A 25,429-nucleotide genomic window follows, 5' to 3' on the forward strand; every position below is an offset into this window, starting at 1 on the left:
CAAAAAGAGCAGCTAAATCTGACTTTTTCAGAAGATTTAACTGCTGTGAGCCTTGTCTGGACAATATTTCAGACAAAACCTACGACAAATGATTATTCATATTATACCCTATTTAGCTAGATTTTTCAAGGGGATTAACGATTTTTTGACAAAATCTTTTCCTATAAGAAAGGCTGGCTGAATCGTAACAAAATTTGTTGCGATTTTTTCTTTTAGTTCAATTTTAGGAAAACGCTTGCATATTATTTTACTAAGTGCTATACTGATAAAGAAATTCATTTATAGGAGATTGATTATGAAAAGAACACCATCTCACACTGAGAAAAAAATGGTTTACAGCATCCGTTCCCTCAAAAATGGAACTGGTTCTGTCCTTATTGGAGCAAGCATTGTTCTGCTTGCCATGGCTACACCAACTATCTCAGCCAACGAAAATACTACAAGCACTAACGCAAGTAATAGTGAAACTACTACTGCCCTTGCACAACCTCTTACTGATACAGCAGTTAACTCTGTTAAGAAGGAAAGTGATATTTCTTCGCCCGAAAATGCAAACGCTTCCCTAGAAAAAACAGAAGAAAAACCTGTAACAGAGGCAACAACTCCTGCTGCAACTCCAGCCGATTCAGCACCACAAATCGGACAAGATCGTTCAAGTGACCCAACTACTTCTACGAGTCCAGTAACAAATGAAACTAAAGCAGAAGAGCCAATCGAAGACAACTACTTCCGTATCCATGTCAAAAAACTTCCTGAAGAAAACAAGGATGCTCAAGGGCTATGGACTTGGGACGATGTTGAAAAACCATCTGAAAATTGGCCAAACGGAGCCTTGTCCTTCAAGGATGCCAAAAAAGATGACTATGGCTATTACCTAGATATCAAATTAAAGGGAGAGCAAGCCAAGAAAATTAGCTTCCTCATCAATAATACAGCTGGGAAAAATCTGACCGGCGATAAATCGGTAGAAAAACTGGCACCAAAGATGAATGAGGCTTGGTTGGACCAAGATCACAAGGTTTTCTCTTACGAGCCACAACCTGCAGGAACTGTTCGCGTCAACTACTACCGCACAGATGGCAACTATGACAAGAAATCTCTCTGGTACTGGGGAGATGTGAAAGAGCCAAGTAGTGGTGAATGGCCCAACGGAACAGACTTTACGGCTACAGGCAAATATGGTCGCTATATCGATATTCCACTCAAAGATGCAGCTAAAGACCTTGGATTTTTATTACTAGACAGAAACAAACAAGGAGACGATGTGAAAATCCGTAAAGAAGATTATAAGTTCACAGATTTAAAAAATCATAGCCAAATCTTCCTAAAAGACGATGATGAATCGATTTACACAAATCCATACTATGTCCATGATATCCGTATGACAGGAGCCCAACACGTAGGCACTTCTAGCATTGAAAGTAGTTTTTCAACACTAGTCGGTGCCAAAAAAGAAGATATCCTCAAACACTCCAACATCACTAATCACCTAGGAAACAAGGTAACTATCACCGATGTTTCAATCGATGAAGCTGGCAAGAAAGTGACCTACAGCGGAGATTTCTCTGACACAAAACATCCGTATACTGTTAGCTACAATTCCGACCAATTCACTACCAAAACAAGCTGGCGACTTAAAGATGAGACATACAGCTATGATGGTAAACTTGGAGCCGACCTCAAAGAAGAAGGAAAACAAGTTGATTTGACCCTTTGGTCACCAAGTGCTGATAAGGTTTCTGTCGTTGTCTACGACAAGAATAACCCTGAAAAAGTGGTTGGAACTGTCGCTCTTGAAAAAGGGGAAAAAGGTACTTGGAAACAAACTCTAGATAGCACAAACAAACTAGGCATCACAGATTTCACTGGATACTATTATCAATACCAGATCGAGCGTCAGGGTAAAACTGTTCTTGCACTCGATCCTTACGCTAAATCCCTCGCTGCTTGGAATAGTGATGATGCCAAGATCGACGATGCCCATAAAGTGGCTAAAGCTGCCTTTGTAAATCCAGCCAAACTAGGACCTCAAGACTTAACTTATGGTAAGATTCACAACTTCAAGACTCGTGAAGATGCCGTTATCTACGAAGCTCATGTGCGTGACTTCACTTCAGATCCTGCCATTGCAAAAGACTTGACCAAACCATTTGGTACCTTTGAAGCCTTTATTGAAAAACTAGACTATCTCAAAGACTTAGGTGTGACCCACATCCAGCTCCTTCCAGTCTTGTCTTACTACTTTGTCAATGAATTGAAAAACCATGAACGCTTGTCTGACTATGCTTCAAGCAACAGCAACTATAACTGGGGATATGATCCTCAAAACTACTTCTCCTTGACTGGTATGTATTCAAGCGATCCTAAAAATCCAGAAAAACGAATCGCAGAATTTAAAAACCTCATCAACGAAATCCACAAACGTGGCATGGGAGCTATCCTAGATGTCGTTTATAACCATACAGCCAAGGTCGATATCTTTGAAGATTTAGAGCCAAACTACTACCACTTTATGGATGCTGACGGAACACCTCGAACTAGCTTTGGTGGTGGACGCTTGGGGACAACCCACCATATGACCAAACGGCTCCTAGTTGACTCTATCAAATATCTAGTTGATACCTACAAAGTTGATGGCTTCCGTTTCGATATGATGGGAGACCATGATGCCGCTTCTATCGAAGAAGCGTACAAGGCTGCACGCGCCCTCAATCCAAACCTCATCATGCTTGGTGAAGGTTGGAGAACCTATGCTGGTGATGAAAACATGCCTACTAAAGCTGCTGACCAAGATTGGATGAAACATACCGATACTGTCGCTGTCTTTTCAGATGACATCCGTAACAACCTCAAGTCTGGTTATCCAAACGAAGGCCAACCTGCCTTTATCACAGGTGGCAAGCGTGATATCAACACCATCTTCAAAAATCTCATTGCTCAACCAACCAACTTTGAAGCTGACAGCCCTGGAGATGTCATCCAATACATCGCAGCCCATGATAACTTGACCCTCTTTGACATCATCGCCCAATCTATCAAAAAAGATCCAAGCAAAGCTGAGAACTATGCTGAAATCCACCGTCGTTTGCGACTTGGAAATCTCATGGTCTTGACAGCTCAAGGAACTCCGTTTATCCACTCTGGTCAGGAATACGGACGTACTAAACAATTCCGTGACCCAGCCTACAAGACTCCAGTATCGGAGGATAAGGTTCCAAACAAATCTCACTTGTTGCGTGATAAGGACGGCAATCCATTTGACTATCCTTACTTCATCCATGACTCTTACGATTCGAGTGATGCTATTAACAAGTTTGACTGGACTAAGGCTACAGATGGAAAAGCATATCCTGAAAATGTCAAGAGCCGTGACTATATGAAAGGGTTGATTGCTCTTCGTCAATCTACAGATGCCTTCCGACTTAAGAGTCTCCAAGATATCAAAGACCGTGTCCACCTCATCACTGTACCAGGCCAAAATGGTGTGGAAAAAGAAGACGTGGTCATTGGCTACCAAATCACTGCTCCAAATGGAGACATCTACGCAGTCTTTGTCAATGCGGACGAAAAAGCTCGCGAATTTAACTTGGGAACTGCCTTTGCCCACCTCAGAAATGCTGAAGTTTTAGCAGATGAAAACCAAGCAGGACCAGTAGGAATTGCCAACCCTAAAGGACTTGAGTGGACTGAAAAAGGCTTGAAATTAAATGCCCTTACAGCTACTGTTCTTCGAATCTCTCAAGGCGGTGCAATTGTCGCCCCAGCTGTGGAAGAAAAATCAGAATTTGATCTTTCTAGCTTAAAACAAGAGCAAGAGCAATATAATAGCCAAGACAATATGTCAAACCGAGTAGTCAAACCGGAACAGCAAACTCCAGCTCCACAAACTAAACCTGATTCTGCAAAACCAGATGCCAAAGTAGCTGATGCGGAAAATAAACCTAGCCAAGCTACAACTGATTCACAAGCTCAACAACCAGCACAAGAAGCACAAGCATCATCTGTAAAAGAGGCGGTTCAAAACGAATCGGTAGAAAACTCTAGCAAGGAAAATATACCTGTTCCCCTAGCTAAACAAGCTGAACTTCCAAATACAGGAACCAAAAACGATCACAAACTCCTGTTTGCAGGAATTAGTCTCCTTGCCCTTCTAGGTCTCGGTTTCTTACTAAAAAACAAAAAAGAGAACTAAACTAGCCCTCCTATAGAACAATCCCCCAAGCCTTAACGCTCGGGGGATTGATTTTTGCCCTGATAAGCCTATCTATCAAATCATATATTCTACACTATAGGTCGCATCCGAAAGAATTCGTGCCAAAAATTGCTTGGTTCGTTCTTCCTGTGGGCGACTAAAGAAATCATGGGCATTATTTTCTTCAACAATTTTCCCGCCATCCATAAAAATGACATGATTGGCTACATCTCTAGCAAAACCCATCTCATGTGTCACTACTACCATAGTAACTCCTTCTTTAGCTAACTGTTTTAAAACATCTAAAACATCCCCTACCAACTCTGGATCCAAGGCCGATGTCGGCTCATCTAATAAAATGACCTCTGGTTTCACAGCGATGGCACGGGCAATACCGATTCGTTGTTGCTGACCTCCAGAAAGCTGAGAAGGATAATAATCTTTATAAGCTAGTAAACCAACCTTTTCTAAGGCAACTTCCGCACGTTTAGTTGCTTCTTCCTTAGGAATTTTCCGAGCAATCACCAGGCCCTCCAAAATATTTTCCAAGGCCGTTTTATTAGCAAATAAATTATAATGTTGAAAAACAAAGGCGGTCTTCTGGCGAATTTCTAAAATATCTTTTTTGGTCAATTTGCCAAGATCGTAGTCTTTGTCAGCAAGCTTCAAAGAGCCACTATCGGCTTTTTCTAAATGATTGAGACATCTGAGAAAAGTCGTTTTACCTGATCCAGATGGCCCCAATATTACAACCACATCCCCTTGGTTGACCTTGAGATTAACATCTTCTAAGACTTGTCTGTCTCCAAATTTTTTTGCAACATGTTCTACTTGTAACATTGTCTCCTCCTATGCTAAACCTGTACGGGGCACTACTTGTCCCTGTTCTCTTCGAATATAGCGTTTCTCTAAGAGTGAAAAACCCCATTGAATCAAACCGCAAATAAGAATGTACTGTAAAAAGATAACAAAGTATGATTCAAAATACTGATAACCATAAGACGCTTCAACACGGGCAATAGCTGTAATATCCTTAATGGTCATCACAAAGACCAAAGAGGTTCCTTTTACAATATTTATAACTAGATTAGCCAGATTGGGCAGAGCTGATCGCAAGGCCTGTGGAAAAATAATCCTCACATAAGCTTGACTAGTGGTTAAGCCAATCGCTTGTGCAGCTTCTAATTGTCCCTTATCCACAGTCAAAATAGCCGAACGTAAGATTTCTGATAAACTACCCGTTGTCATTAAGCTATAGATAATAAAGGCATAATAGATGGGATTGAGTTTAAAGATATCAACATTACTTCCTATGCTTTTAAGAAATTGATTGAGCAAACTCGGAAACAAACTATAAAAGAAAAGAATCAGCAAAATCGGAGGTGTTGCTCTTATAAAAGCTAGATACACGAGAGAGAAAGTTCGAACACCTTTGACTTTATATATTTGTCCCAGAGCTAAAAACAAGGCTGGTCCAAAACTTAAGACCATGGCTACAATCATGATAATCAAGGTGGTCGGTACCCCTTTTAAGGTCTCTAAAAAGGTTTTTGCAATATAGTCTAAATCCATATCCTATCTCCCTTTCGTTTCCAAAGATTTTTCTAACAAGCGACTCAAGAAGGAAACAGCCAAAGCTAACCCCCAATAAAGAATGGCAACCGCTGTATAGGTTTCAAGAGAGTAATTCCCCAAATTGCGACTGATTAAGAGATTCCCAGCCCCCATGACATCCACAAAACCAATCGTATAGGCTAGGGCAGCGTCCCGCATCAAATTTAGAATAGCGGTCGTCATATTTGGAAGAGCCACTTGAAAAGCCTGAGGAAAAATGATTCTCCAAAATGTCTGACTAGGGGTCAGACCAATACTGACTCCAGCCTCCATCTGACCTTTGGGAATTGCCTGATAGGAGGCCTTAAACACTTCTGCAATGATAGCCGCAAACAGCAAGACCATGGTAAATAATACGAAGACCGTTTTAGACCAGTTGTTAATATCTAAATTCAACCACCATTTTAAAAATTCAGGTAAACCATAAAAGACTAAAAACAGTAAAACAATTGGGGGAGTACAGCGAAGAGTGAAAATGTATCCCTTGGAAAGACCTGCAAAAGTCTTGTCTTCTCCCACTTGTGCCCAAGCCAGTAAGCCACCGAAAAGGGAGCCAAGGATTGTAGTAAAAAAGAGAACGGACAAGGTCATCGGAAGAGCCTGCCATAAGGTTGGTAAAAATTGGAACACTCTTGAAAAATCATATGAAACCATATAAACCTCTTTCTAATACTCAATAAAAATCAAAAAGCAAACTAGCCGCAGGTTGCTCAAAACAGTGTTTTGAGGTTGTGGATAGAACTGACGAAGTCAGTAACCATACCTACGGCAAGGCGACGTTGACGCGGTTTGAAGAGATTTTCGAAGAGTATAACATGCCTGATTGTTCATCTAATCTTTATCAACGTAGCTAAAGACGTCTTCTTTAAAGTATTTTTGAGAAAGTTTAGCTAGAGTACCGTCTTCTTTTAATTCTTTAATTGCTTTTTCATATTCTTTAGCAAACTTCTCGTCCTTTTCATCACGGTGAATCAATGGATAGGTCGGGATTCCTTTATATGGAAACCAGCTAAGTTTGTCCGCATATTGGTGGTAAGAACCATCCTCAGCTGTCACTGCTTTTTCAAAAGACAACTTGATATCAAAGAAGGCATCATATCGTCCTTCTAAAACCCAAGCATAAGCATCTGCCACTTTGAAGGATTCAGCAGCTGTCAACTCAATTGGTGTATCTTTATGCTTCTCGTTATAACTATTGATGACATTCCACTGGGCATTTTGAGGAGAGATTGGTACTAATTTTCCTTTATTTTTGGCAAAATCATCAATATTCTTATATTTGCCTTCATCTTCTTTTCTGACAGTAAAACCAATAATGCTAGCACCTACTGGCTCAGATGGAATAATGAATTTTTTAGCCCTTTCATCTGTATACCAAGCACCTTTTGTCCCAATATCGTACTTGCCAGACTCCAGTCCAATCAAGAGATCATCATCACTAGTTCCTGTATACTCAAATTTATAATCTGCTAATTTCTCATCAACCGCCTTTAAAACAGCGACTTCATAACCATCTGATTCCCCTTTTTCGTCAATAAAATCATAAGGGACATAGTTTTGGGTATGGGCAACCTTTAAAGTTGTTACTTGTCCAGATGAAGCTGCATCTGCGCCTTTAGCAGATGCCCCTGCCAAAGTTCTACCAACAATCGTTGCTCCAAGCACTGCCACAACCGCAACTCCACCAATAATCCATGTTTTCTTACTCATATTCTTCTCCTTTATTTATTTAATGCTTCTCTCACCCACTGGATACGTTCCACTGCAATGTCGCTCGGAATGGTACAATCTGCTCCAAGTATGAAGCCATCTTTACCTGTTTCTTCTATCAAGCGTTTGGTTTCAGCTTGAATTTCTTCCTTACTGCCTCGATAGAGAAGGCCATCTTTACCGTTTTCAAATCCTCCCAAAACAGCACGACCCTTGAAAATCTCACGACCTTCTTTTAAGCTAATCCCTTCTGGACCAACTGCCCAGTTAAAAACATGAGCTGGATAGTCAGCGAAGATATGAATATCGTTTCGGGCTCCTTCATAGCCACAGATGTGAAGGATATTAACCCCACCAACCGACTTAGCTGCATTTAAAACAGTCAGTTCACTCGGCGCAATAATCTCCTGATAGTCTTCAACAGAAACACGCGCATCCTGAATACTTTGCACACTAAGATAGATACCGTCTGCTCCTGCATCTTTAATAATAGCTTGACTCAAGCTAGCGATATCTTGCGCAATCACATCAAGTACTTTTTTCAATTTCTGAGAATCTTGAACTAAGAAATCTGCAATGAGATCATCTCCACCAGACACTTCTCCAAGTAACCATTTGAGGTAGGTCACAGGCGCAAAAATATTGTAAATAGCAACAATATCTTCCGTAAACTCCTGCTTAATCTTCTTCACTAATTCTACCTGCTCTCTAATCCACGGATGATCTTCACCCAGAGGTTGAATCTCCGACAGCTCTTGGAGTGACTTTCCTTTGGCAATAACTGGATTTGGATAAGCAAAATAGCCATCACTCATCAACTTGATAAAGTCTGGATGTAGGTCACGGATAAAACGTTTGTGACCTTGTATGTTCTTTTCAATAATCACAGGATTTGAAAATCCCTTTAACCATTCCTCTTCTGATGTAAAGTGGTGCCAAAAACCGACAGGCACACGGTCGACCGCTTCTCCTCTAAATGCTTTTAAAACCCATTCTCTTTTTTCTGACATCTCTATTCTCCATTTCTTTCTTTTTCGACTAATAAAACACTGGCAATATCATTGGTTTGAATAAAGGGAAGACTTTCTTTCTGAAAATCCTGAACTCCATGACATCTTGGCCCTTCCTTACAAGTAAGTCCCTTTGTAAGACTGATCGCAAGTAAGATGACAAAGCCGAGGGCCGTCCCTATCAATAGCCACTTTTTTCTTTTCATAAGGCCCTCCTATTCTAAAATAGCAGCCTGACGAATCCAGTCCAATCTTTCTAATTCAAAATCATCTGGAACTGTACAATCCGCTCCAAGAAGGACTCCTCTAGTCCCAGCTTCAGTTAACAAGCGTTTGGTTTCCACTTGTAGTTCAGCCTTGCTACCTCCATAAAGCAGGCTCTGCTTCCCATTTTCAAAACCACCCAAGACCGCTTTGCCATGAAATAGCTCCTGACCTTGAGGTAAACTGACTGCTTCATGGTGGGTTGCCCAATTGAAAACCTGGGCTGGATAATCTTTGAAAATAGTCACATTGTTACTGGCACCTTGGAAACCGCAGATATGCAGGATATTTACCCCACCTACCTGATTGGCAGCTTCTAAAACCTTTATGTTGCTTGGCTCAATATAGGTCTGATACAATTCAGCTGTGATGCGCTCATCCTGAATTTCTTGAGTACTGAGATAGATTCCATCTGCTCCACCATCCTGAATAATTGCCTTGGTTAGGATAACGATATCCTCAGCTATCACATCTAAAACCTCCCTGAATAGCTCTGGATTTTCGAGTAATAGATTAGCAACTTCCTTATCACCTCTAGAAGTCTCTGTACGAAACCACCGTTTCAGGTAGGAAATCGGAGAAAAGATATTGTAGAATGAAGCAATCTCCTCAGTGAAGGTTGCTCGAATAGCTTGTACTACTTCTACTTGTTGCTGAATCCAAGGATGGTTTTCACCAATCGACTCAATAGAAGCCAACTCCTGAATACTTGCAACCGAAGGACTATAGACATTACTTGGATAAATGAAAAAGCCGTCACTCATTATTTTGACAAAGTCAGGATGAACTCTTTCAACGTACTTACGATGTCCCTCTACACTTTTTTGAAAGACACGTGGGTTATTTAAACCTTTCCCTTTTTCCTCCAGTGTTACAAAATGAAACCAAAAGCCAACAGGAACTCGTTCCACCTCTTCTCCTCGGATGGCTTTAAAAACTAGCTCTCTTTTACTTGTCATACTTTTCTCCTTCCATTTGGATTGAAACCATCTTACCACTCCTTTTGACCTTTTCCCAATATATATTGACTATCGACTTGATTGGTATTGTTTATATCAATAGAGAAAAAAATCTCTGGAAAGCTTGATTTTACTAGCTTTTCAGAGATTCTTTTCTGTTTATTGCTTTTTTAAAATAGTTGTTATATAGATTTTTTATCAGCCTGATTAGGATTTTTTATTAAGCCTCTTTCATGGCAAAATAAGCCCGTACTTTGGGTGCAACTTGTGTGCCGAAGAGTTCAATAGCTCTCAGGACTTGTTCATGAGGCATAGAACCAAGAGGTAAGTGCAACATAAAGCGGTCCAAACCTAAGTCTTCAATCATGCGAATCAATTTTTCGGCCACCTGATCTGAATTGCCCACAAACATAGCACCATTTGGCCCAACTTGCTCCAAATATTGCTCATAACTCAATTCCTGCCAGTGCGGACGGTCTTTGGAAATAGCATCCACCACTTGCTTGGTCGGATGGAAATAATCTTTTACAGCCTGCTTGCCATCTTCAGCAATCCAACCCCAAGAATGGGCCCCAACCTTTAGTTCCTGACTGGCATGACCCGCTTCGCTCCCAATCTCACGATAAGCCTGAATCAACTTTTTAAAACAACGAGGGTTACCACCAATAATGGCATAAACAATCGGTAGACCAGCCTGAGCAATCTTCACTGTTGATTCGACATGACCACCTGTCGCTATCCACAAGGGCAATTTGTCCTGAACTGGACGAGGATAAACTTCTTTGCCAGAGATTGTTTGGGTCAAGCGACCTTTCCAGTCTAGCCTTGTCTCTTCATTGACCAACTGGAGCAAGTCTAATTCCTCATCAAAGAGGGCTTCGTAGTCTTTCAAATCATATCCAAACAAGGGAAAAGATTCCGTGAAAGAACCCCTTCCAGCCATAATCTCCGCTCGCCCATTTGACAAAGCATCGATAGTAGCATATTGTTGGAACAAGCGAATCGGATCCATGCTCGAGAGAATGCTGACTGCACTGGTCAAACGGATTTTCTTGGTATTGACTGCCCCAGCTGCCAGGATAATCTCTGGGGCTGATACCGCAAAATCCGCTCGATGGTGCTCACCAATCCCATATACATCCAAACCAACCTTGTCAGCCAGTTCAATCTCTGCCAGCAACTGGCGAATGCGTTCGGCATGACTGTAAGTTTGCCCAGTACCTTCAAGCTCCGTTGTTTCCCCAAATGTTGAAATTCCCAATTCTACCATTGCGATTCTCCCTGTCTATTTCTGTCCTTCAATTTGAAAAATTATTCTAACACGAATCTTGAGTACAAGCAACCGATTTGCTTACAAGAAAAAGCCTAGATAACTAGACTTTTTTAGCTTATTCTACCGTTACTGACTTAGCAAGGTTACGTGGTTTATCCACATCAAGGCCACGGTGCAGAGTTGCAAAGTAAGCGACCAATTGCGTTGGCACGACCATCGAAATTGGTGAGAGGTACGGATGTACGGTCGTAAGGACGATATCGTCTGTCTCTTTAGCAACATTTTCTTCTGCGATAGTGAGGACTTTGGCACCACGGGCTGCCACTTCTTGGATATTTCCACGAGTGTGGTTGGCAAGGACTGGATCTGACAAGAGGGCCAAAACAGGCGTTCCTTCTTCAATCAAGGCAATGGTTCCATGCTTGAGTTCTCCTGCTGCAAAACCTTCACACTGGATGTAAGAAATCTCTTTGAGTTTAAGGCTTGCTTCCATAGCCACGTAGTAATCTTGACCACGCCCAATATAAAAGGCATTGCGAGTTGTTTCAAGAAGCTCACGAACCTTGGCTTCAATGTTTTCTTTCTCTGAAAGAGTTGATTCGATAGACTGAGCTACGATTGACAACTCATGAACCAGGTCAAAGGCTTGCGCTTTAGCATTGCCATTTGCTTCTCCGACTGCTTTTGCAAGGAAGGCAAGGGCTGCAATTTGTGCTGTATAAGCCTTTGTTGATGCTACGGCAATTTCAGGACCTGCATGAAGGAGCATGGTATGGTTGGCTTCACGTGAAAGAGTTGAACCTGGTACGTTTGTCACTGTCAAGCTTGGGATTCCCATTTCATTAGCCTTGACCAAAACCTGACGGCTATCCGCTGTTTCACCAGACTGACTGATAAAGATGAAGAGTGGTTTCTTGCTGAGAAGTGGCATACCGTAACCCCACTCAGATGAAATTCCAAGTTCAACTGGTGTATCTGTCAATTCTTCCAGCATTTTCTTAGAAGCAAATCCTGCGTGGTAAGATGTTCCAGCTGCAAGGATGTAGATACGGTCTGCGTCTTGAACAGCCTTGATGATAGCTGGGTCTACGACAACTTGACCAGCCTCATCTGTGTAGGCTTGGATGAGTTTACGCATAACCGTTGGTTGCTCATCGATTTCCTTGAGCATGTAGTAAGGATAAGTTCCCTTACCGATATCTGACAAGTCAAGTTCAGCAGTGTAACTAGCACGCTCACGACTGTTGCCATCGTAGTCTTGAACTTCCACACTATCAGCCTTAACAATTACCAATTCTTGGTCATGGATTTCCATGTATTGGTTGGTTTCACGAATCATAGCCATGGCGTCTGAACAAACCATATTGTAGCCTTCCCCAAGACCAATCAAAAGTGGTGATTTATTTTTAGCCACGTAGATGACTTCAGGATCTTGTGAGTCAACCAAGGCAAAGGCATAAGAACCACGGATGATGTGAAGAGCTTTTTTGAAGGCTTCAAGAACTGACAAGCCATCTTCTTCCGCAAATTTTCCAATCAAGTGAACAGCGATTTCAGTATCTGTTTGCCCCTTAAAGTGGTGACCTGCAAGGTATTCTTCCTTGATTTCAAGGTAGTTCTCAATCACCCCATTGTGCACCAAAACAAAACGTTCAGTCTCAGAGCGATGTGGGTGAGCATTGTCTTCCGTTGGTTTTCCGTGAGTAGCCCAACGAGTATGTCCGATACCCGTTGTCCCCTCAACACCAGCTGTCTTAGCAGACAATTCTGCGATACGACCAACAGCCTTCACCAAGTGGTTTTCAGCACCACCTAGGACAAAAATCCCCGCAGAATCATAGCCACGGTATTCGAGCTTTTCAAGCCCTTGAATCAAAATATCAGTTGCATTTGTGTTTCCAACAACACCAACAATTCCACACATAGTATATACGACACAGACCAGCTGTGCTTTCTCCTTAAAATTGGTATAGTCTAATTCCTCTTTTATAGAATCAGCAAAAACAGTATATACTTGTTTCTTTCACTTGTCAAGAGTAAAAATTGGTATAGTTCAAATTACGCTCCTGTTAGCAAAAGACTCTGACCAATTAGGATAATCAGTCAGAGTCCTTTTTAAAATCCATTATTATCGCTTAATTCCTTGAACCAGTGCCCTGATTTCTTCAGACGACGTTCTTGCGTTTCCAAGTCTAATTCGACCAAGCCATAGCGATTTTTATAGCTATTGAGCCATGACCAGCAATCGATAAAGGTCCAAATCAAGTAGCCCTTACAATTGGCTCCGTCTTCAATGGCACGGTGAAGTTCGCGAAGATGACCTTTTACAAAGTCAATACGGTAATCATCTTGAATCATTCCATTCTCACGGAATTTTTCTTCCCCTTCAACACCCATACCATTCTCTGTCAACATCCACTCGATATTACCATAATTTTCCTTGATATTTTGGGCAATGTCATAAATCCCTTGCTCATAAATCTCCCAGCCACGATGAGGATTGATTTTACGTCCAGGCATCACATAAGGCTCATAAAAATGTTCTGGCAAAAGAGGACTCTCTGGATGCTTCGCAAATCGAGGAGCCATAACACGCAAAGGTTGATAGTAGTTGACACCAAGGAAGTCCACAGTATTGTCACGAATGATATCCAACTCCTCCTCTGTAGCATCAGGCAAGAGACCGTATTCATGTAAGATTTCTACCAACTCCTGTGGATAAGTCCCCAAAACAGACGGATCTAAGAAAGATTGGGCCTGAAAAAGGTCCGCAATATTAGCAGCCTTGACATCAGCAGGATGCTGGCTACGTGGATAAGCCGGTGTCAAGTTTAAGACAATCCCAATCTTGGAATCTGGCAAAAGTTCATGACAAGCCTTAACCGCCCGACTGCTGGCCAATTGTGTATGATAAGCTACTTTAACGGCTGCCTCTGCATCCACCTTATGTGGATAATGGGCATCGTAAAAATAGCCAAATTCTACTGGAACAATTGGCTCGTTAAAGGTAATCCATTGATCCACTAAATCTCCATAAATCTCAAAACAAAAACGAGCATAGTCTTCATAGGCTGAAACAGTCGCCTTATTTTCCCAACCATCACCATCCTCTTGAAGGGCAAAAGGCAAATCAAAATGATAAAGATTGACTAAAAGACGAATCCCCTTAGCCTTAATAGCCTCAAAAACCTTACGATAGAAATCCACACCTTGAGCATTGACTTTTCCACTCCCTTGTGGAAAAATCCGTGACCACTGAATAGAAGTTCGAAAGGCCGTGTGACCAGTTTCTAACAAGAGCTCGATATCCTGTTCCCAGTTTTCATAAAAAGTCGATGTCTTATCTGGACCAATTCCATTATAGTAACGATTTGGCTCCACTTGGTACCAATAATCCCAGAGATTATCTCCCTTACCGTCACCAGCTACACGTCCTTCTGTTTGTGGTCCAGAAGTAGAGGATCCCCAGACAAAATCCTTTGGAAATCTTAGCATACATTTACCTCTTTATCTACTCATTTTTCCCATTATACAGAAAAAACAAGGTAAAAACTAGTTACATTTTTTCCTTGTTTTTCTTCTGATTATAGTTTTTATTTCTTGCTGAGAATTTCAAGCGTTTCAAGCACGTTATCTGCATGAACTTCGATAGTATCACCAGTCGCTTTAATCTTAACTTCTACGATGCCATCGGCCGCTTTCTTCCCAACAGTGATACGGATTGGCAATCCAATCAAGTCGCTATCACTGAATTTGACTCCGACACGTTCGTTACGGTCGTCTGTCAAGACTTCGTAACCAGCTCCCATCAAGCTTGCTTCAAGCTTTTCTGTCAAGGCTTGCGCTTCTTCATCCTTGACATTGACAGTAATCAAGTGCACATCAAATGGTGCCAATTCTTTAGGGAAGTTGATTCCCCAAGCATAACGGTATTCACCTTTTGGCGTTTTGTTAACAAAGAGGCGAGCGTGTTGCTCCATCACTGCTGAAAGGAGACGGCTGACACCAATACCATAACATCCCATGATAATTGGCACAGCACGACCATTTTCATCCAAAACATCTGCCCCCATGCTTGCCGAATAGCGAGTACCGAGTTTGAAGATGTGACCAATTTCGATACCACGCGCAAAGTTAAGGACACCTTGTCCGTCTGGAGAAATTTCACCCTCACGAACTTCACGGATATCCACATATTCTGCAGTAAAATCACGACCTGGGTTCACACCAGTCAAGTGGTAGCCATCTTCGTTAGCACCGACAACTGCATTGCGAACATCTTGCACTTTACGATCTGCAATAATTTTAATATTCTCTGGCAAAGCAACTGGGCCAAGTGAACCAAATCCTGCTTGAACAACATTTGCCACTTCTTCTTCACTTGCAACGTCAAAGAAATCTGCTCCCAAGTGGTTTTTCAACTTAACTTCATTGAGTTGGTCATTTCCAACTAGAAGGGCTACAACAAGCTCACCATCTGCCATGTAGAAGAGGGTTTTAATTGTTTGTTCTTCTGGAACATTGAGGAAGGCTGCAACTTCATCGATTGATTTAACATCTGGCGTTGCAACACGAGTTACTTCTTCTTCAGCGACAACACGGTTGCTTGGTTTGTACTCGTTTGTTGCCATTTCCAAGTTAGCCGCATAGCTAGACTCACTTGAGTAAGCAATGGTATCCTCACCAGAAACCATCCATTTAAGCAATTCTGCCTTGATTTCTTCTTGCACTTCTGCAGGAATCTCATCAAATGAAGCAACTGACTTGTCCAAGACGACCCAGCGGTCAAGGTCTGTACGAGCAGGTGTAATGGCCATAAATTCTTGGCTGTCCTTACCACCCATAGCTCCACCGTCACCAATAATTGCCTTGAAATCTAAACCACTACGAGTGAAAATACGCTCATAAGCAGCCTTGTACTCATCATAAACACTGTCCAAGCTATCATAGTTAGCGTGAAAGCTGTAAGCATCCTTCATGATGAACTCACGTGTACGAAGAAGTCCATTACGTGGGCGTTTTTCATCACGATACTTAGGTTGGATTTGGTAAAGGTTGAGTGGCAATTGCTTGTAAGACTTAACAGAATCACGGACAATAGCTGTAAAGGTTTCTTCGTGAGTTGGACCTAGGATAAAGTCTGATTTTTCACGATTTTTTAGTTTGTAAAGGTCTTCACCATAAGTTTCGTAACGACCTGATTCGCGCCACAATTCTGCACTGAGGAGGGCAGGAGCCAACATCTCAACGGCACCAATCTTATCAAATTCTTGGCGCATGATATTTTTAGCTTTTTCAATCACACGATTAGCAAGTGGTAGGTAAGAATAAACACCTGCTGAGACTTGACGAACATAACCAGCTCGCAACATAAGAGCATGGCTGATAACTTGAGCATCGCTTGGCATTTCGCGAAGCGTTGGGATAGGCATTTTACTTTGTTTCATAATATTCCTCGATTATCTAAAAAAGAGTCGCATGATGTCATTCCAGGTCACAGCAATCATCAAGACAACCATGATGACCACTCCGGCCAAGGTGACATAGGTTTCAATTTCTTGTTTCAATGGTTTGCGGCGAATGGCTTCCAGGATATTGAGCACAATCTTACCACCATCCAGGGCTGGAATCGGAATAAGATTAAAAATCCCGATATTGATGGAAATCACTGCCAAGAAGTACAAGACATTCTCAATTCCATTTTTAGCAGCATCACTACTTGCCTTAAAGATGGCAACAGGTCCACCTAGCTTGTTCAAATCCGGTTGGAAAATCAGATTTTTCAGTTCTGAGAGAATTCGGAGGGCCGAGTCAGCAGCAGTTGTAAAACCACCTACAAACATAGATACAAAATCTGACTTAATCCCCGGTTGAACACCTAGAAGGTAACGGCCTTGACTTTCTTCCGGAGTAACAGTGACTTGTTTGTCACTCCCCTTTTCAGAAATAGTCACATCCAAGGTCGGGGCCGTCTTATCTTTGGTTTCTGATTCCACAGCCTGAATCAAACTTTCCCAGTTGCTAACCTCATGTGAGCCAATCTTGGTAATTTGTGCCGTTTCTGGTACTCCTACCTTAGCCAAAGCCCCTTGAGGCATAATATGGAACTGGTTGGTATCGACATCTCTGACACCACCCTGCATGAAGATTAAAATCCAGAAAACAACGACACCTAAGATAAAGTTGTTCATGGGGCCTGCAAAGTTAGTAATGAGTTTCCCCCAGATAGTCGCATTTTGATATTGAACATCTAAAGGTGCAATCCGAACCTCAGTTCCATCTGCTTCCACAACCGTTGCGTCGTGATCCACTGCAAATGTTTTTTCTTCTTCCAGAACCAGTCCTTTGATAAAGAGCTTGTCTTCAAAGTCAAATTGGGTCACCTGCATAGGAAGAGCTGTTTGATCCAATTTTTTACCTGAGAGATTGATGCGTTTAACCTTACCATCATCAGTAAGCGTCAAACTGACAGGAGTTCCTGTCTTGATTTCAGTTGTATCATCACCCCAACCGGCCATGCGAACGTAGCCTCCCAGAGGCAAGATGCGAATGGTATATGCAGTTCCATCCTTGCCAATATGAGCAAAGATCTTGGGTCCCATGCCAATGGCAAATTCACGCACTAGAATCCCTGATTTCTTGGCAAAGTAGAAGTGTCCGAACTCGTGCACCACTACAATAATCCCAAAAACCAGAATAAAGGTTAAAATTCCGAGCATAGTGTTTCCTCCGTCTTTTGATTAAAAGAGTCCAAACAAGTGCATGATTGGAAATACAAGCAACATACTATCGAAACGATCCAAAACACCACCATGTCCAGGAATAAATTTCCCAGAATCCTTGACACCAAAGTGACGCTTGATCGAACTTTCTAGTAAATCACCAAATTGTCCAGCAATGCTAAAGAAAATAGCAAAGACTGACATCTTGTAAATTCCATACGGAAGAGCAACTGTCCTATCAAACATCATAAAGATGATGGTTACTAAAATAGCACCTAAAATACCACCCAAGGCACCCTCAAAGGTTTTATTTGGAGAAACTGTCGGAGCTAATTTTCGTTTACCATAGTTCATTCCTATAAGATAGGCACCACTGTCTGTCGCCCAGACGATACATAAGGCTAATAGTGCCTTATCTAACCCTGCAATTCTAGCATCTAATAGAGCATTAAAACCAAAGCCCACGTAGAAACTCATAGCAAGCGGGAAAACAGCATCCTCAATCGTATAAGACTTGCTAAAAACAGTCGTTCCTAACATAATTGAAATCAAAACACTATAGGCAACCACATTCCCATCAACTGGCAAAAAAGTCAGGTAATTCTCCAAGGGAATGGTCAAAGCAAAGGTTGCAAAGAGGGTCAAGAGGCCCTCCATCGTCATGGTCTCTAGACCTCTCATCTTCAAAAGTTCATGCATGGCTAGCATGGCTATGATTCCAATTGCTATCTGAAGCAAGAGGCCACCAATCATTAAAATTGGTAGGAAAATAGCCAGGGCAATCCCTGCAAACAAGGTTCTTTTCTGTAAATCCTGTGTCATATTTCCTCCTAAACTCCTCCAAATCGGCGATGACGACGATTGTAGGCAAGAATGGCTTCCTGCAAGGCCGCCTCGTCAAAATCAGGCCACAAGGTATCCGTAAAATAGAGCTCACTGTAGGCTCCCTGCCATGGAAGGAAATTGCTCAAGCGCAATTCTCCACTAGTCCGAATAATCAAGTCCGGATCTCGTAAGTCCTTAGGTAAATGCTGGGTGAAGAGATAATTGCCAATCAATTCCTCTGTGATGTCACCTGGGTTGATTTTGGCATCTAACACATCCTGAGAAATCAACTTAAGAGCCTGTGTAATCTCAGCACGTCCACCATAGTTGAGGGCAAAATTAAGAATTAATCCTGTGTTGTTCTTAGTCAATTCTTCAGCTTTAGTTAGAGCTTCAAAGGTTTGCTTAGGCAGGCGGTCTGTTTCCCCAATCATTTGAATCTTAACATTATTCGCATGCAATTCCGGGACATAATTATCATAAAACTCTACTGGCAAGTTCATGATAAACTTGACTTCCTGATCTGGACGGGTCCAATTTTCCGTAGAAAAAGCATAAACTGTAATAACCTTAACGCCTAGTTTGTTGGCTGCCTTGGTCACAGTTTGCAATGCTTCCATGCCCGCCTTGTGTCCAAAAACTCGCGGTTGCATACGTTTTTTAGCCCAACGGCCATTGCCATCCATGATGATGCCGATATGAGCAGGAACCTGTGTCGGAACCTCTACTTCCACATCCTTATCTTTCTTAAAAAATCCAAACATGATCTTATTCCTATTCAAAAATCTATCGTTTCATTATACCATATTTCCCTATTTTCTTCTATCACTAAGCTATTTATACTCTTCGAAAATCAAATTCAAACCACGTCAGCTCTATCTGCAACCTCAAAACAGTGTTTTGAGCAGCCTGCGGCTAGCTTCCTAGTTTGCTCTTTGATTTTCATTGAGTATTATTCTCAGGCACCAAGCCCATTTTTCAAAAAAATAAGCCGCCTGATTGGGCGACTCTATTTTTTATAGGGAGATTATTATGAAAAAGTTTTAGGAGTTTAAGTTAAGGTCTTCTTAACTTATGGACTTAGTATACACTTCCTAGCTTAAAGTTTCCTTAAGTATTTTTAAAAATCAAATTTTTCCATTTTTCCTGCCAATTTTTCTTGGATAATCGTGTTTGATAGAGAGCCATTCGGTCTTCATTTTCTAAGAAATGAGGAGTGGGACGAACTTGAAAATTCAAAATATCCTCCAAACCATAAGGTGCATAGAGTTCAAAATCGGATTCTTCATTCAAGCGTAGTCCAACAGCCGTACACCGTTCTGGATACTTACTCATAGCATCACGGGAACTGGTATAGGGAGCAGTATGAGGGCTATGCTGATGCATATAGACCTGATTTTTCAACTCCCATTGGTACTGAGGAAAATCCTCTCGTAGCTTTTTCTCCAGTAATAAGGTTTCCTCATAAGAAATATCTGGATTAAAGAAAATCACATCTACATCTGTTTCACAGTCAAAAGGGGATTTATCTGACAAGAGATTCCAGATGAAATTCCTGACAGAACCTGCTGCCAACCAAGAATCTTTCAAACCAAGGTTTCGGATGATAGTCAAAATAGCCATCATATCCGGATTTTCTCTGAAAGAGTCTAAAATTTCAGCCTTATTTTTCAATATATTCATACCCTAAATGCTCATATGCCTTAGCAGTCGCCACCCGTCCAGAACGTGTCCGCATGATAAAACCTTTTTGAATCAAGTAGGGCTCATACATGTCTTCAACTGTCTCACGCTCTTCTGCTATGTTAACAGAAAGAGTTCCTAGACCAACAGGACCACCACCGTACATCTCAATCATGGTGCGAAGGATTTTCTGGTCCACATAGTCCAGACCTTCATGGTCAACATCCAGCATAGTCAAAGCCTTATCAGTAATAAGATCATCGATAACCCCATTCCCTATAATCTGGGCAAAATCGCGCACGCGTTTGAGGAGACGATTGGCAATACGAGGGGTTCCACGACTACGTAGGGCTAATTCAGATGCTGCCTCATGAGTGATTTCCATCTCAAAAATATCTGCCGTCCGCTCAACAATTTCCGTCAAGTCAGCATGGGCATAATACTCCATGTGACCTGTAATTCCAAAACGTGCCCGTAGCGGATTTGAGAGCATACCAGCCCGAGTCGTCGCACCAATCAAAGTGAAAGGTGGCAACTCCAAATGAACACTGCGACTGCCTTCACCAGCCCCAATCATGATATCAATGTAGAAGTCCTCCATGGCACTATAAAGCACCTCTTCCACTGACATTGGCAAACGATGAATCTCATCAATAAAGAGAACATCCCCAGGCTCTAAGTCATTCAAAATCGCTACCAAATCACCGGCTTTTTCAATGACTGGACCCGAAGTCTGCTTGAGATTGACACCTAGTTCATTGGCAATAACAAAAGCCATGGTCGTTTTTCCCAAGCCTGGAGGGCCAAATAAAAGCACATGATCCAGCGCTTCATCCCGCATTTTGGCAGCTTCTATAAAGATTTGAAGCTGGTCCTTGACCTTATCCTGCCCAATATATTCACGTAAATACTGAGGACGGAGCGTGCGTTCTACTAACTCCTCGTCCCCCATTATCTCATTATCTAAAATTCTACTCATGGCTCTATTATATCAAAAAACCAAGCCACAAACAAAAAAGCCACCTGATTGGGTGACTCCAGAGTTTAGCACCTATGTGGTATAACATTCTACGGCACTGCTACACCGCCTACGAAAGGAGGTGAGATAGCCCATGATGGAACTAATCCTTAAAACTATCATCGAACCGATTGTGGTCGGTGTCGTTCTTCGGCTAGTCGATAAATGGCTAAACAAGGACAAATAGTGTCAAAAAAGACCCCAAGCTTATTTGGACGTGAGCTTGGGGTCTTTTCTAGCCTATGATATAGACACAATACTTAATTCTCTTTCATTATCCCACAGTTCACACATTTCGTCAAAGATTTACATTCTCAGCTTCGCAAGCTTTAACCGCTGTACAACAATATGATGACTCACTCCTCGACAACCAAGAACATTATTACAGCAGTTCCAGTCCTTCAATTAACAGTCACTTACAATCAAATTGAGTTTGAAGTAGCTGAAGCGACAACAGACCTATTTATTAGTCATATTCGCTAAAAAAAGTCCCCGCCAATTCCCCGACCAAAATCCGAAAAATATCGGAAAATGATTTTTAGAATAGTCCCCAAAATCCTGAAATAGAGCCAAAAAACTCCACCTGATTGGGTGGAGTTAAGGGAGATTATTATGAAAAAGAAAAGTTTAGGATTTTATTAAATAAAGTTAGGAGGTCTTTATTTAATAACTATATGATACAAGACAAAGCTTAAAACTAGCTTAACTTTTCTCAAATTTTACTATTTTGCAAAAAAAATCTATCACCATCACCTATCCACGAAAAAAGCCACCTGATTGGGTGGCTTCATTAGGAGATTATGATGAAAAAAGTTTTAGGATTTCATTAAATAAAGTTAGGAGGTCTTTATTTAATGACTATATAATACTAGACCATCCTTAAATTTTGCTTAATAAAAAACAAATTTTATTATTTTTCTCGATTCATCCAAGTCATTCCTATACAATTATAGGTGGATAAGATTTCAAAGCCCATAGAACGATAGAAGCCCAAGGTTCTTTCTGTATCTTCTGTCACCAGCTGAACTTGATAGACATCTTTGTAATCCTCTAAAACCTCTTTCATTAGGGCACTACCAATCCCTTGACGCTGATAGATAGGTAAAACGATTAAATCCTGAACCAGTACTGATGAGAATCCATCTCCAACCAAACGAATCAAGCCCACCACAGTATCATCATCAAGCGCCACATAAATCGCTAATGAATGAGATAAGGCCTGCTCCAGCATCTCTGATTGATCGGTATAATTTGTCCAACCGACAGCCTGATAGAGATGCAAAACATCCTCTAGCTTGACAAATTCTTGCTTTTTAATAGTGATCATGTCAACACCTCTTAAAACTCTCTCAAGCTCTTGTACTGCCGTCCATTTTTATCAAAATTTTCAGGAGCCAACCATGCTTCCAATCGAGCTTTGACTTGAGGCCAGTCCTTATCAATCATAGACAACCAATCCGTATCCCTAGTACGCCCCTTATAAACGACTGCCTGGCGGAAGGTTCCTTCATAAACAAATCCCAAACGCTCCGCAGCTCGTCTGGATGGCAGATTAAGAGAATCACATTTCCATTCGTAGCGACGATAGTTAAGCTCCTCAAAAACATAACGTGCCAAGAGATACTGAGCTTCTGTCCCTATTCGTGTTCCCCTGAGTTCTGGAGAAAAAGTGACCGCTCCCACTTCTATCACTCGATTATTCTGGTCAATGCGCATGAGAGAAAATGTTCCCAAAGCCTTACCAGTTTCCTTGTCTATAATTGCATAGTAAAAGCGATCCTTACGAGCCAACATCTGATTTAAAAGGCTAACCAGCTCCTCCATATCTGCCACTGGTTCCTGAAAGAGGTAAGTCCACATCTCCCGCGGAGTATCTGGACCATAAACAGCTAATAAATCATCCGCATGCTTTTCCACCGAAAGAGCCTCTACCCTAGCATAACGCCCTTCTAAGAAACCAATAGAAGGCAATTCGCCCGGTGTATAACCTTCCATTGACTCCCCAATCATCTGATCATATTCATTTACTGGCATAGCTTTCTCCTTATTCACTTATTGAATATAGTATAACATATCTCAATGAAAATTTTAGGAAACACTTGGTTTTCTATTCAATAATGCAAACTCCTCTTATAAAAATCATCCATCCACTTTATGGAGGAATAATCAAATATGGGAACGAGTGAGTTAATGTCCCTTATGCTTCTCTCTACGTTTTTACTGTTTGAGTTCAAATCTCTCTTGTTTGAACAATTGCTTTTTTAGACTGGACTACCAACCAGAACTGTGTTTTTATCTTAGTTGGGACTATTATAGTACGGTTCAGCACTATCTACAAATTTTTCAGATGTGTATCAAAATAATTTATCGTGGCAAACCATGAGTCTACACTTTCTTTCATTAATAAGCGCCAATCTTTTCGATAACGATGATTCGGTTGATAAGCAATCGTCAACATATGCCCTGTTTCATGATATTTTTTAAACAAAATGGATTCCCCTTTATATTGTGAAATAATATCATCTATCGCGGATGATGCATTCCATATTTCATCAACATCACTTCCTAGTAATAATAAAGGAGAGGCAATTTTACTCACATCAATCTGAGCCCTACTATCTTCAGGAATGTGTTTTCCAAAAAACTTGTTTAACAAATAATTTCCTAACTGAAATTTTTGATACGGAAGTTCTTTTTGCAAATATGTCCAAGAAGATGAATGAGAGTTTAGTTTTCCCTTTATTCCCTCAAATATTACATTTGAGGGGGAATTGAGTACCAAACATTGCACATCTTCCAAAATACTTTGTCCAGCCAGAACAAGCTCTGCTCCTTTAGAGCGACCATATATTCCTATTTTTGTATTATCAACTTGAGGATGATGGTATAGAAAATCTTTCGCCTCTTCCAGACATTCTATCGGAATTCGTTCTAAATTTTGAGATAATCCCTCTAAACCAAAATAAGCTATTGCAAGACAAATATAGCCTCTTGAAGATAAAAGTTGGGCAATATTCTGAGCTTTTTCAATTCTTCCCTCACTACCGCTAACAATAATCACGGCTGGCGCCCTTCTTAACTTTTCATCATAAAATAATCGACCTTGAAAATGCTTGTCATAGATATCTTGATATCTTACTCCCAGATTCATATAACGCCTTACAAAACTTTGCTCCGCGACCATATCTTTTCCCAGCCTGATTTTAATTTCAACACCAAAACAATCTCGTAATGGAATTCTATCAAGAGAACTCGGTAATCTCCTTTTCCTATTCTTCAACGGTTTCGCATTAAAGAATAATCCCATTTCTGAAACTCCTTTATAAGATCCCGAAATAGATGCTGTCTGAGAGGTATCAATCATACCGTCCTGATCAGATAAAAAAATTGCGGTTGATTTCCATATAACATCATGATCTAAAAGCAAGGGAGCATTTATACAGTAATAATCAGACAGGTACATTTCTACACAATACATTGCCCTTGGTTCTAAACCATTAATAGCAATATAAAAAGATTCATCCGCTAAATCTGTTTGTGAAATCAGTTCTATGTTTACAGTCATATCTTCTCCTTTTTGTTAATTTACTTAACAATTATATTTGAAATTTACCGTGACTTTTACCACGGTAATTCTCCCCACACCTTTTCAATATCATCCATCAATTTCACAACTGTTTGAAGTTCCTCCTCGCTATAGTTGTTTAAAACTGAAAAGATTGATTTTTCAATATGCGCTTGTTGTTCCTTATGGATTTTAAAAACTTCGATGCCTTTTTCAGATAATCTCAAATATTTATTTTTCCCATTATTCGGTTCAAAATCAAAAACAACTAAATTTTTTTGAATCAATCTTCTAACACTTTGAGTTATTGCACTTCTCGAAACTTCTAATAATTCAGATAATTTTACTAGATTTAAGGGCTGATTTTTCCAAATTACAACAATCAAATGTACCTCATTCAACGTAATGGATTTGTCAACACCACTTTTATGTTGATTTTTTTTTAACTGGTCAAACGCTAAAATAAATCTATTGAAACGATTATTAAATGCAATAAATTCTTTTTTATCCATAATCTCTCTTTTCTTTGTTAATCATATTAACAAAATAGAAACTTCCTGTCAAATAAAAAATCCTCCAGATTCTACTCTGAAG

23 protein-coding genes are annotated in these 25,429 nt (G+C 40.9%); 3 read left to right on the top strand and 20 right to left on the bottom strand.

The features are described from left to right. Positions 1 to 295 precede the first annotated feature (295 nt). Positions 296 to 4,192, top strand: a complete 3,897-nt coding sequence (locus N8N51_RS00500; protein ID WP_261103347.1) for a pullulanase — start codon at positions 296 to 298, stop codon at positions 4,190 to 4,192. Between the two features lie 75 nt (positions 4,193 to 4,267). On the opposite strand, the gene N8N51_RS00505 is transcribed toward N8N51_RS00500, so the two are convergent. The 16 genes from N8N51_RS00505 to ruvB all read right to left on the bottom strand — a co-directional run bounded on the left by N8N51_RS00505 (position 4,268) and on the right by ruvB (position 21,231). Further along, complete coding sequence (locus N8N51_RS00505; protein WP_084947842.1) at positions 4,268 to 5,032, bottom strand: amino acid ABC transporter ATP-binding protein; 765 nt, start codon at positions 5,030 to 5,032, stop codon at positions 4,268 to 4,270. Between the two features lie 9 nt (positions 5,033 to 5,041). After that, entirely contained in the window at positions 5,042 to 5,764 is a 723-nt protein-coding gene (locus tag N8N51_RS00510; RefSeq protein WP_261103349.1) for an amino acid ABC transporter permease, read from the bottom strand. A 3-nt stretch (positions 5,765 to 5,767) separates the two neighbouring features. After that, the gene (locus tag N8N51_RS00515) at positions 5,768 to 6,460 is read right to left on the bottom strand and encodes an amino acid ABC transporter permease (RefSeq protein ID WP_261103351.1); all 693 of its coding nucleotides are present in this window, start codon (positions 6,458 to 6,460) and stop codon (positions 5,768 to 5,770) included. A 177-nt stretch (positions 6,461 to 6,637) separates the two neighbouring features. Then, complete coding sequence (locus tag N8N51_RS00520) at positions 6,638 to 7,516, bottom strand: transporter substrate-binding domain-containing protein (protein ID WP_261103353.1); 879 nt, start codon at positions 7,514 to 7,516, stop codon at positions 6,638 to 6,640. 11 nt (positions 7,517 to 7,527) lie between these two features. Beyond that, positions 7,528 to 8,526, bottom strand: a complete 999-nt coding sequence (locus N8N51_RS00525) for a uroporphyrinogen decarboxylase family protein (protein WP_033682377.1) — start codon at positions 8,524 to 8,526, stop codon at positions 7,528 to 7,530. Positions 8,527 to 8,528: 2 nt separating this feature from the next. Continuing rightward, positions 8,529 to 8,732 carry a hypothetical protein gene (locus N8N51_RS00530; RefSeq protein ID WP_033682379.1) on the bottom strand — a complete coding sequence of 68 codons (204 nt, stop codon included), beginning with the start codon at positions 8,730 to 8,732 and terminating at the stop codon, positions 8,529 to 8,531. Positions 8,733 to 8,741: 9 nt separating this feature from the next. Next, complete coding sequence (locus N8N51_RS00535; protein WP_261103355.1) at positions 8,742 to 9,749, bottom strand: uroporphyrinogen decarboxylase family protein; 1,008 nt, start codon at positions 9,747 to 9,749, stop codon at positions 8,742 to 8,744. A gap of 220 nt (positions 9,750 to 9,969) precedes the next feature. Continuing rightward, positions 9,970 to 11,019, bottom strand: a complete 1,050-nt coding sequence (locus N8N51_RS00540; protein ID WP_261103356.1) for an LLM class flavin-dependent oxidoreductase — start codon at positions 11,017 to 11,019, stop codon at positions 9,970 to 9,972. A 118-nt stretch (positions 11,020 to 11,137) separates the two neighbouring features. Further along, positions 11,138 to 12,946 carry a glutamine--fructose-6-phosphate transaminase (isomerizing) gene (glmS, locus tag N8N51_RS00545; protein WP_261103357.1) on the bottom strand — a complete coding sequence of 603 codons (1,809 nt, stop codon included), beginning with the start codon at positions 12,944 to 12,946 and terminating at the stop codon, positions 11,138 to 11,140. A gap of 191 nt (positions 12,947 to 13,137) precedes the next feature. Next, positions 13,138 to 14,517, bottom strand: coding sequence for a 6-phospho-beta-glucosidase (bglA, locus tag N8N51_RS00550; RefSeq protein WP_261103358.1), 1,380 nt, complete (start codon positions 14,515 to 14,517; stop codon positions 13,138 to 13,140). Positions 14,518 to 14,615: 98 nt separating this feature from the next. After that, positions 14,616 to 16,469 (bottom strand): proline--tRNA ligase, encoded by a 1,854-nt coding sequence (locus N8N51_RS00555; RefSeq protein ID WP_084947822.1) that lies wholly within the window; start codon positions 16,467 to 16,469, stop codon positions 14,616 to 14,618. Positions 16,470 to 16,481: 12 nt separating this feature from the next. Beyond that, positions 16,482 to 17,741, bottom strand: coding sequence for an RIP metalloprotease RseP (gene rseP / locus N8N51_RS00560; protein WP_084862787.1), 1,260 nt, complete (start codon positions 17,739 to 17,741; stop codon positions 16,482 to 16,484). A gap of 21 nt (positions 17,742 to 17,762) precedes the next feature. Then, the gene (locus tag N8N51_RS00565) at positions 17,763 to 18,566 is read right to left on the bottom strand and encodes a phosphatidate cytidylyltransferase (RefSeq protein WP_141230590.1); all 804 of its coding nucleotides are present in this window, start codon (positions 18,564 to 18,566) and stop codon (positions 17,763 to 17,765) included. A gap of 8 nt (positions 18,567 to 18,574) precedes the next feature. Next, entirely contained in the window at positions 18,575 to 19,333 is a 759-nt protein-coding gene (locus tag N8N51_RS00570) for an isoprenyl transferase (protein WP_120719117.1), read from the bottom strand. A 346-nt stretch (positions 19,334 to 19,679) separates the two neighbouring features. Further along, on the bottom strand, positions 19,680 to 20,252 hold the full coding sequence (locus tag N8N51_RS00575; RefSeq protein WP_261103359.1) for a nucleotidyltransferase family protein: 573 nt from the start codon (positions 20,250 to 20,252) through the stop codon (positions 19,680 to 19,682). Beyond that, positions 20,233 to 21,231 carry a Holliday junction branch migration DNA helicase RuvB gene (ruvB, locus tag N8N51_RS00580; protein WP_023946759.1) on the bottom strand — a complete coding sequence of 333 codons (999 nt, stop codon included), beginning with the start codon at positions 21,229 to 21,231 and terminating at the stop codon, positions 20,233 to 20,235. The genes N8N51_RS00575 and ruvB overlap by 20 nt, the downstream gene beginning before the upstream one ends. 133 nt (positions 21,232 to 21,364) lie before the next feature. Between ruvB and N8N51_RS00585 the strand changes: the two genes are divergently transcribed. Together N8N51_RS00585 and N8N51_RS00590 are read left to right on the top strand one after the other, a co-directional pair. Next, entirely contained in the window at positions 21,365 to 21,457 is a 93-nt protein-coding gene (locus tag N8N51_RS00585) for a type I toxin-antitoxin system Fst family toxin (protein ID WP_084862780.1), read from the top strand. 161 nt (positions 21,458 to 21,618) lie between these two features. Continuing rightward, complete coding sequence (locus tag N8N51_RS00590; RefSeq protein WP_257960423.1) at positions 21,619 to 21,753, top strand: hypothetical protein; 135 nt, start codon at positions 21,619 to 21,621, stop codon at positions 21,751 to 21,753. 427 nt (positions 21,754 to 22,180) lie between these two features. On the opposite strand, the gene N8N51_RS00595 is transcribed toward N8N51_RS00590, so the two are convergent. The 4 genes from N8N51_RS00595 to N8N51_RS00610 all read right to left on the bottom strand — a co-directional run bounded on the left by N8N51_RS00595 (position 22,181) and on the right by N8N51_RS00610 (position 25,347). After that, on the bottom strand, positions 22,181 to 22,597 hold the full coding sequence (locus N8N51_RS00595) for a GNAT family N-acetyltransferase (RefSeq protein ID WP_261103361.1): 417 nt from the start codon (positions 22,595 to 22,597) through the stop codon (positions 22,181 to 22,183). Positions 22,598 to 22,608: 11 nt separating this feature from the next. Further along, a complete protein-coding gene (locus N8N51_RS00600) occupies positions 22,609 to 23,304 on the bottom strand; it encodes a GNAT family N-acetyltransferase (protein ID WP_049551256.1) in 696 nt (231 codons plus the stop codon). Positions 23,305 to 23,602: 298 nt separating this feature from the next. Continuing rightward, positions 23,603 to 24,835: an acyl-CoA thioesterase/BAAT N-terminal domain-containing protein gene (locus tag N8N51_RS00605; RefSeq protein ID WP_261103362.1), complete on the bottom strand. Its 1,233-nt coding sequence runs from the start codon at positions 24,833 to 24,835 to the stop codon at positions 23,603 to 23,605. A 56-nt stretch (positions 24,836 to 24,891) separates the two neighbouring features. Further along, positions 24,892 to 25,347 (bottom strand): MarR family winged helix-turn-helix transcriptional regulator, encoded by a 456-nt coding sequence (locus tag N8N51_RS00610; RefSeq protein ID WP_261103363.1) that lies wholly within the window; start codon positions 25,345 to 25,347, stop codon positions 24,892 to 24,894. Positions 25,348 to 25,429: the final 82 nt, after the last annotated feature.

The organism is Streptococcus mitis (assembly GCF_946188685.1).
Lineage (GTDB): Bacteria > Bacillota > Bacilli > Lactobacillales > Streptococcaceae > Streptococcus > Streptococcus mitis_CC.